Genomic DNA, 8,700 nt, shown 5'->3' on the forward strand with positions numbered 1-8,700 from the left:
CACTAAGGGCTTGATTAGGAGCCCTGCATGTCCTCTGAGAATTCCTCCAGTTCCAAACCCAAACTGGCCTTGACCTTGCCCGATCTGGATGCACAGCAATTGGTGCTGGTGCAGACGACGGTGCCCGATATGATGCTGGCCAAGTACCTGGCTCATCACCTGGTTGAAGATGGAATTGCCGCTTGTGCGAACCTTGCGCCCGCCAGTTTGTCTATGTACATGTGGCAAGGGGAGTTACAGGGTGATGAGGAAATCACGCTGACTTTCAAAACCACAGTGGCCCGGCTACCGGAACTGGCAGATCGCTTGCGAGAGCAGCATCCTTACGAACTGCCTGAATTGATTGTGCTTCCGGTTGTTGGTGGTTTCACCGCTTATCTGGATTGGGTCCGCACCCAGACGCGTCCAGCGTGATCTCAGATAGCCCAGCCTAAAAAACCGGAATAGATTTGTGCCTTTGTCTTTGAAGCGTTCTCCGTTTTCTGCCCAGCGTCTTGGCGCGTGGTTTGCTGTTTTCTTTGTCCTGATGCTGGCCTGGCTGGCAACGCCATTGACGGCGCAGGCAGAAGAAGAGTTTCTGGACCCGGAACAGGCTTTTGTACTGACCGCGGCCATGAGCCAGCCCGATCAGCTGGATATCCATTTCCAGATTGCGCCTGAATACTATATGTATCGCAAGCGCTTCGGGATATCGACCGAGAAGGCCGAGCATTTGGGTACTCCCCAGCTTCCCGATGGCGAAAAGGTGTACGACCCTACCTTTGACGAAGTCATGGAGGTCTACCGCAACTCGGTCACTCTGCGAGTGCCTGTTCTGGCCGATAGCGGTACGGGCCAGGATCTGAAAATTGATGTAGTCAGCCAGGGTTGTGCCGATGCTGGCCTGTGCTATTCCCCCTCTACGCAAACCTTGACCCTGATCCCCACCGGACAGGGCTGGGAAGTGGCAGGCCCCTTTGGTGTGGTGTCGGTGCCTGCGCCGGGTGAAGGCTCGGATCAGAAAGCAGACACCGCAGCCACGACGTCTACGGCTACATCTGCCAGCACAGGTGGTGTCGCGTCGGCCTTGAGCCTGAGTGATGTGGGCTTGGCGGATTACCTCAAGCAAGCAGGTTGGGGGCAGATTGTGCTGCTGAGCTTTGTGTTCGGCTTGCTGCTGTCCTTTACACCCTGCGTCTTGCCGATGGTGCCGATTCTGCTGTCCATCATTGCGGGCCGTAGTCAGCCTGCGCCATCGCGCTGGCATGGTTTGAAAATGGCTTTTGCCTTTGTGCTGGGCTTGTCTCTGGTCTACACCTTGCTGGGTGTGGCGGCAGGTTTGCTGGGCGCAGGCTTGGCAAGCTGGTTGCAGAATCCGTGGGTCTTGGGCTTGTTTGCCCTGATCCTGGTGGTGCTGGCCTTGTCCATGCTGGATGTATTTACGGTGCAGGCCCCGGCAGCGCTGCAAAATCGCCTGAATGAAACCATGAACCGTTTGCCGGGTGGGCAGATGGGTGGCGTGTTCCTGATGGGCATGCTGTCTGCGCTGATCGTCGGCCCTTGCGTAGCAGCGCCTTTGGCGGGTGTGCTGCTGTTTATTTCGCAGACGGGTGATGTGGTCCTGGGCGGCTCGGCTCTGTTCGCCTTGGCCTGGGGGTCGGGCGTGTTGCTGCTGATTGTGGGCGCGGGTTCTGGCAGTGTGTTGCCCAAGGCCGGTGCCTGGATGGAAAGTGTCAAAACCGCATTTGGTGTCTTGCTGTTGGCTACGGCCTGGTGGATGGTATCGCCCTTGATGTCTGGCACGATCGCGGTCTTTGGCTGGGTCGTTTTGGCTTTGTGGGCCGCGGCCTTGTTGGGTGCATTTGGGCGCGGTACGGCAGCGCGCACACCTTGGTCGGGTTTGCGCCAGGGCGTAGGCATGATGCTGGCGGTCTGGGCCATCATGATGATGATCAGTATTGCCCTGGGTCGTCCTAGCGTGATTCGTCCACTGGAAGGGCTGAAATCGTCCGGTACGGTGGCAGCCGCTCAAGGCAAAGTGGAGTTCCAGCGCGTACTCACCTTGCAGGAGCTGGAAGAACGTCTGGCCAAGACCACCCGCCCCGTCATGCTGGATTTCTACGCAGACTGGTGTGTGTCCTGCATTGAAATGGAGAATTTCACGTTCAGTGATCCTGCGGTTGCACAGCGTATGGCACAGTTTGATTTGCTGCAGGTGGATGTGACAGCCAACACTCCCGAGGACAGGGAGTTGCTGAAACATTTCCGCCTGTTTGGCCCTCCCGGCATCATGTTTTTCGATTCCAAGGGCAAACAGCTGGAACAATTGCGCGTGATCGGTTTTCAGGATGCCAGTCGCTTTTCCAAGGTGCTGGATGAGGTTCTGGCCGGTGCCTGAAGTTCCTGATTTGCCCCGAATAGGGCTTATCAGGGCTTAACAGACGACAGATCGTCGCGTACACACAACAAAAAACGCAGCTCACAGGCTGCGTTTTTTGCGTTCTGATTGATGTGAATCAGCAGTTCTGTTCGCGCATCAGCTTGGCGGCTTCGATGGCGAAATAGGTCAGAATGCCGTCGCCACCAGCGCGCTTGAATGCCAGCAGAGACTCCATCATTACCTTGTCGTGATCCAGCCAGCCGTTCTGGGCGGCAGCCTTGATCATCGCGTACTCGCCACTGACTTGGTAGGCGTAGGTTGGCATGCCAAAGGCGTCTTTTACGTCGCGCAGGATGTCCAGGTAAGGCAGGCCAGGTTTGACCATGACCATATCGGCACCTTCGCGGATATCGGCGGCCACTTCGCGCAGGGCTTCGTTACGGTTGGCGGGGTCCATCTGGTAGGTGTTCTTGTTGGAACGGCCCAGATTGGCAGCCGAGCCCACCGCGTCGCGGAAGGGGCCGTAGAAGGCGCTGGCGTACTTGGCCGAGTAAGCCATGATGCGGGTGTGGATGAACTGGTCCTTGTCCAGAGCAGCGCGGATGGAGCCGATGCGGCCGTCCATCATGTCGCTGGGGGCCACAATGTCCACGCCAGCCTGGGCTTGCGTCTGGGCCTGGCGGATCAGCATGGCGACCGTCTCTTCGTTCAGGATGTGACCGGCTTCGTCCAGAATGCCGTCCTGGCCATGGCTGGTGTAGGGGTCCAGAGCCACGTCAGTCAGCACGCCCAGCTCGGGGAATTGCTGCTTGAGCATGCCCACCACGCGCGGAATCAGGCCGTTCGGGTTGGCGGCTTCGCTGCCATCCGGCGTTTTCAGGGACGGGTCGATGGACGGGAACAGGGACAACACGGGGATGCCCAGCTCCAGACACTGTTCGGCCACGCGCATCAGTTCATCAGGCGAATAGCGCATGACGCCGGGCATGGAGCCCACTTGCTCCTGAACTCTCTCGCCTTCACGCACAAAGACCGGGTAGATCAGGTCGTCTGTGGACAGGCGGTTTTCACGCACCAGACGGCGGGAAAACTCGTCGCGGCGGTTACGGCGCAGGCGAGTGTTTGGAAAGTCGGCAGGAGGAATAAAACGAGTCATGGAACAACCTTCGGAGAAATCCAGTTTTCGATGCATTCGGTCGCTTCGGGCAAGCCGATACGATCAGTGGAGGAGAAGGGCAGCGCATGCAGGGCGCCAATTTCCCGGAGTTGGCGGCGCACTTCGGCCACCGCCTTGATGCGTTGACCATACGGCAGTTTGTCGGCCTTGGTCAAAAGAGCCAGTACGGGCTTGCCGGTAGGTGCAATCCAGTCGGCCAGACGCATATCCAGGTCGGTCACGCCGCGTCGGATGTCGATTAGCAACACAATGCCGGCAATCGAGGGGCGGGAGACCAGGTACTCGCCCAGAATTTCGGCCCAGTCCTGCTTTTCGTGGCGCGCCACGGCGGCGTAGCCGTAGCCGGGCAAGTCCACCAGGTGGCCCAGAAAGTCGCCCGGCGAGAGCGGGTCGGGGATACCGAACATATTGATCAGGCGTGTTCGTCCCGGCGTTTTACTGGAAAAAGCCAGTTTCCGTTGGTTGGCCAACACATTGATGGCGGAGGATTTGCCCGCATTGGAGCGCCCCACAAAACAGACCTCTGGCGGTCCGGGAGGAGGCAGCTGATCGATCTGAGCAGCTGAAATCGTGAAGTGAGCGCGGTGCAGTATCGACATGGTTGCAGCGTAATTCCATATTGGTTCAGCGCCTATTGTATAATCTCTCGATTTGAAACAGTAATGTCGTAGTCCACTGGGTACTGACCAGCGGCTTACGGTGGCTTTTGCGGGGCGCATGCGGCACCCCGATTGATTCGCGATTATCGAGGTCCAAATGAAGCGTGCGCTTTCCCGAGTCGTTATCGCAAGCAGCCTGACGATGGCTTGCTCTGTGGTTTTTACCGCTAACGTGGCCAATGCAGCTGGTCTGCCCAAGCCAGATGCCGCCAAAGGCGAGCAGCTCTACCTGCAAGGTGAGATGTCGCGTGGCGTGCTGGCCTGTGTGACCTGTCACGGGGATGGCGGCAACAGTATTATTCCGGTCAACCCGTCGCTGGCTCACCAGCCGTACGAGTACCTGGTCAAGCAGCTGCACGATTTCCGTGCCAAGGACGAGAAGTCTGTGCCTTCCCGTCGCGGCCCTGAAGGCGCCAACAGCCTGATGACCGCCATTGCTGCCGGCATGACCGAAGAAGACATGCAAAACGTGGCTTTCTTCCTGTCCCAACAGCCCGTGAACTGGGATCAGGCAGCTAACGCTACCAAAGAAGACACCATGGAACGTGGCCAGAAGATCTGGCGCGGCGGTTTGCCCGAGCGCGGTGTTGCGGCCTGTGCCGCTTGCCACTCGCCTGATGGCGCTGGTATGCCCGGTCAGTTCCCCCGTCTGGCTGGCCAGCACCCTGGCTACATTGCCGAACAGCTCAAATTGTTCCGCAGCGGCGACCGTGCCAATGGCCCGATGATGCATGACATCGCGGATCGCATGTCGGACGCCGACATTGCAGCCGTGTCAGATTTCGCAGCTGGCCTGCGTTAATCAGCCCAAGGGGGCCATTGGCCCCCTGACTGTCTGAAGCCTGACATTCGCTTTTTGGCCCCAGCTTCCTGATAGTCATGGCAGTTTGGGAGCCTTAACAACGGGCAGTGCCGATTTGGGCCGGGTCTCGTGTTGGTGTTTTGTCCAGCGATCGAACTTTGTGCGCGTTCTGCGTTCAAAGTCTGGATGTTTCCGGTGAAACCCCCCACCTCCTAAGCTAGCCTTTGTGAAAAAAGTATCCCCCGTACGTCGCTTTGCGGCCGATTTTCTGGAATTGCTCGGTTCGATGCGCTTTGCCATCAGCTTGCTGATGTTCATTTGCGTAGCTAGTCTGATCGGCACTGTTCTGGCGCAAAATCAGCCCGCCAATACGTATATCGATCAATTCGGGCCGTACTGGTTTGAATTTTTCGACCATTTTTCGATCTGGTCCATCTACAACAGTGGCTGGTTCATGGTCATCATGACGTTTCTGGTGGTCTCGACCACGCTGTGCGTCATTCGTAATGCCCCCAAGATGATCCGTGAAATGCGCACGTTCAAAGAGCATGTGCGCGGCGGCAGTCTGAAAGCCTTTCCCCACCGTGTTGAACTGGAAAGCGCCGGTGCTCCCGAACATAATCGCGAGCAGGTGCAAGGCTGGTTGCAGTCCCAGGGTTACGCCGTGCGCGTGCGTCAGGATGACGACGGCAGCATGATGATGGCAGCCAAGAAGGGCAGCGCCAACAAGCTGGGTTACATTTTTGCCCACTTGGCGATTGTGGTGATCTGTGTGGGCGGCCTGCTCGACAGCGAATTGCCCGTGCGCCTGCAGGTGTGGCTGGGTGGTAAACAGCCCATTACTGAAAACATGCTGATTTCCCAGGTGCCCGAGTCGGGTCGACTGGGCTTGGGCAATCCCAGCTTCCGCGCCAATATGCTGGTGCCAGAGGGAGCCCGTACGGCTACTGCCGTGGTCAATTCCGGTGAAGGCGTCCTTATTCAGCCTTTGCCTTTTGCCCTGGAACTCAAGCGTTTCCTGGTGGAGTACTACTCAACCGGCATGCCCAGCAGCTTCAAGAGTGAAGTGGAAGTTACCGATCCCGTCACGGGCGATACGTTCGAGCGCACCATCGAGGTGAACGAGCCGCTGCGCTACAAGGGGGTCACGGTTTACCAGTCCGGTTTTGACGATGGCGGCAGTATCCTCAGCCTGAAGGGCTATCCCTTGGTAGGCCCTGGTTCCAAGACCTTTGCGCTAAATGGCAAAGTGGGCGAAACCGTAGGCATTGCGGCCCAGGAAAGCCCCAACGAACACGCTTTGACGGTTCAGTTGACCGAGCTGCGCCCCATCAACGTGGAAAACCTGAGTGAGGGTGATCCTCAGCCCAAGGCCATGATTGAGCACGTGGCCGCTGTTACTGGTAGCGCTGCCAACAAGAAAGATCAGCATCTGAAGAACGTCGGCCCCAGCGTGAACTATCGCTTGATCGACGATCAGGGCCAGTCCCGCGAGTTTGTGAACTACATGCTGCCGGTGGAGCTGGATGGCACCCTGGTGTTTCTGGCCGGTATGCGCTTTTCGCCCGCCGAGCCGTTCCGCTATGTGCGTTTCCCGGCTGACGACAAGGGTTCCTTGAAAGAATTCATGGATTTGCGTGCGGCCACGCAGAACGAGGCCCTGGTGACCCAGGCGGCCGAGCGCTTTGCCGAGCGTAACTCTTCGTCGCCCGAGCAAAAAGAGCTGATGCTCTCCGCGTCCAGAACTGCTTTGCAGACGTTTGTGCGTGCCGGTTTTGATGGCTTGATCAGCCGTGTCCCCGAGGCCGAGCGCGAGCGTATTCTGGGTTTTGCAATTCCCATGATTCAGTTCACACTGTCGGAATTGCGTGACTTGATCAGGCAGCAACAAGGTTTGCCGGAGTTGGATTACAGTCAGGAAAATAGCGATGCCAATCGCTGGATTCAGTCTGCTGTACTGGCGTTTGCCAACCTGCCTGATTACCCGGCACCGGTTATGTTGACCTTGGACAGCTTTGAGCAAGTTCAAGCCAGCGTATTCCAGGTGGCGCGCAGCCCAGGCATGTACATTGTGTACTTGGGTTGCTTGTTTCTGATTATTGGCGTGTTCTCGATGTTCTATATCCGGGATCGCCGTGTGTGGGTCTGGATTCGCCCTCACAACCAAGGCAGCAGTGTCATGGCTGCCATGACATCTCAACGTCGCAACTTGGACTTTAACCTCGAGTTTGATCGCCTTAAAGCGGCGTTCAACCGGCTATCTGTCTGACAAGGTGTAGCTACTATGGCGCAGACCCTTTCTTCGGCCACTCCTTCGATGTGGCAAGACAATATCGCTTCCAGTGGTGACCGGCGCGGTATCCGTGGCCGTCCGGACTGGACGGATGTGCTGTTTCTGGTGGCACTGGCTTTGGGTGCGGCGTATGCGCTCAATGTGTACAGCACCAGCATGGATTACTACGAAAAGATCATTCTGGTGGCTTTCGTGCCGTTTGTGGCCTGGCTGGGGTGGTTGTGGCGTCCGCTGCGCACGCTGCTGGTGTTGTCTGGTTTGACGGCTTTGCTGGCGGTCTGGCTGTACAGCACGGGTGATGGTTTGGGCACCGGCGATATTGAAAAGGCCGATTCGGTTTTTCTGCTGAAGTATTTGTTCTCTTCCCAGTCCGCCATTTTGTGGATGTGCGCGCTGTTCATTCTGGCTACGGTGATGTACTGGGCTGGTTTTTTCAGCAATACGGCGGCCTGGATGGGGTCGGGGCTGACCTGGGCGGCGATCTATGCCGGGATGACAGGTTTGCTGGTACGCTGGCGCGAAGGTCACTTGTTGGGTCCGGACATCGGTCATATTCCGGTCAGCAATTTGTATGAAGTGTTTGTGCTGCTGGCGCTGATTACGGCCTTGTTCTACATGTATTACGAGCGTCGTTACAACACGCGAGCCTTGGGTGGCTTTGTGCTGTTGGCGATCAGTTCGCTGGTTATTTTCCTGCTGTGGTATTCCTTCACGCGTGATGCGCATCAGATTCAGCCTTTGGTGCCTGCGCTGAAAAGCTGGTGGATGAAGTTGCACGTGCCGGCCAACTTTATTGGTTACGGTACGTTCTCGTTGGCGGCCATGGTGGGTTTTGCGTATCTGGTTAAGGAAAATGGCGAGACGCGTTCGCGTGCCAAGCTGATTCCGGTGTTTTTGCTGGGTGCGATTCTGTGTGCCGAGCCCATGATTTTTGGTTCGCGCGAGTTGTCGCCTACCTGGATGCTGTATTTCGGTATCGGTAGTGTGATCGTGGGTACGATTCTGTATTTCCGTGGTCCGATTTCGCGCAAACTGCCTTCGCTGGAGGTGCTTGATGACATCATGTACCGGGCGATTGCGGTGGGTTTTGCCTTCTTTACGGTGGCAACGGTGTTGGGGGCCTTGTGGGCCGCTGATGCTTGGGGCACTTACTGGCAGTGGGACCCGAAAGAGACTTGGGCTTTGATTGTGTGGCTGAACTATGCGGCTTGGTTGCACTTGCGCTTGCTTAAAGGGCTGCGTGGCACGATGGCGGCATATTGGGCGCTGGGTGGGCTGCTGATTACCAGCTTTGCGTTCCTGGGCGTGAATATGTTCTTGTCGGGGCTGCATTCCTACGGGGAGCTGTAAGGTTTTTGCTGTTCTGGGGTGCTTGTGTTTGGGCTTCGGAATGGCGGTTGTAGAATTGGG

The 8,700-nt window shown here is 57.3% G+C and carries 7 protein-coding genes; 5 read left to right on the top strand and 2 right to left on the bottom strand.

Annotated features, from left to right (window positions below; genetic code table 11):
- Positions 1–27 precede the first annotated feature (27 nt).
- Positions 28–414, top strand: coding sequence for a divalent-cation tolerance protein CutA (gene cutA / locus N879_RS08500; protein ID WP_009459966.1), 387 nt, complete (start codon positions 28–30; stop codon positions 412–414).
- Positions 415–451: 37 nt separating this feature from the next.
- A complete protein-coding gene (gene dsbD / locus N879_RS08505) occupies positions 452–2,377 on the top strand; it encodes a protein-disulfide reductase DsbD (RefSeq protein WP_009459963.1) in 1,926 nt (641 codons plus the stop codon).
- Between the two features lie 118 nt (positions 2,378–2,495).
- On the opposite strand, the gene hemB is transcribed toward dsbD, so the two are convergent.
- Complete coding sequence (gene hemB / locus N879_RS08510; RefSeq protein ID WP_022983335.1) at positions 2,496–3,515, bottom strand: porphobilinogen synthase; 1,020 nt, start codon at positions 3,513–3,515, stop codon at positions 2,496–2,498.
- Positions 3,512–4,135, bottom strand: a complete 624-nt coding sequence (gene yihA / locus N879_RS08515; protein WP_009459957.1) for a ribosome biogenesis GTP-binding protein YihA/YsxC — start codon at positions 4,133–4,135, stop codon at positions 3,512–3,514. Before yihA ends, hemB begins: the two co-directional genes overlap by 4 nt.
- Before the next feature lie 157 nt (positions 4,136–4,292).
- On the opposite strand from yihA, the gene N879_RS08520 reads away from it, so the two are divergent.
- The 3 genes from N879_RS08520 (at position 4,293) to ccsB (ending at position 8,640) form a co-directional block, all read left to right on the top strand.
- A complete protein-coding gene (locus N879_RS08520) occupies positions 4,293–4,997 on the top strand; it encodes a c-type cytochrome (protein WP_031232587.1) in 705 nt (234 codons plus the stop codon).
- Between the two features lie 226 nt (positions 4,998–5,223).
- Positions 5,224–7,266: a cytochrome c biogenesis protein ResB gene (locus N879_RS08525; protein ID WP_009459953.1), complete on the top strand. Its 2,043-nt coding sequence runs from the start codon at positions 5,224–5,226 to the stop codon at positions 7,264–7,266.
- Between the two features lie 15 nt (positions 7,267–7,281).
- Positions 7,282–8,640, top strand: coding sequence for a c-type cytochrome biogenesis protein CcsB (gene ccsB / locus N879_RS08530; RefSeq protein ID WP_009459951.1), 1,359 nt, complete (start codon positions 7,282–7,284; stop codon positions 8,638–8,640).
- The last annotated feature ends 60 nt before the right edge of the window (positions 8,641–8,700 follow it).

The sequence above is a fragment of the Alcaligenes sp. EGD-AK7 genome, from assembly GCF_000465875.3.
Lineage (GTDB): Bacteria > Pseudomonadota > Gammaproteobacteria > Burkholderiales > Burkholderiaceae_B > Alcaligenes > Alcaligenes phenolicus.

Bases quoted from the DNA above. Each gene is read 5' to 3' on its own strand.
- cutA (WP_009459966.1), top strand. From the start codon at position 28: ATGTCCTCTGAGAATTCCTCCAGTTCCAAACCCAAACTGGCCTTGACC.
- hemB (WP_022983335.1), bottom strand. From the start codon at position 3,515: ATGACTCGTTTTATTCCTCCTGCCGACTTTCCAAACACTCGCCTGCGC.
- yihA (WP_009459957.1), bottom strand. From the start codon at position 4,135: ATGTCGATACTGCACCGCGCTCACTTCACGATTTCAGCTGCTCAGATC.
- N879_RS08520 (WP_031232587.1), top strand. From the start codon at position 4,293: ATGAAGCGTGCGCTTTCCCGAGTCGTTATCGCAAGCAGCCTGACGATG.
- ccsB (WP_009459951.1), top strand. From the start codon at position 7,282: ATGGCGCAGACCCTTTCTTCGGCCACTCCTTCGATGTGGCAAGACAAT.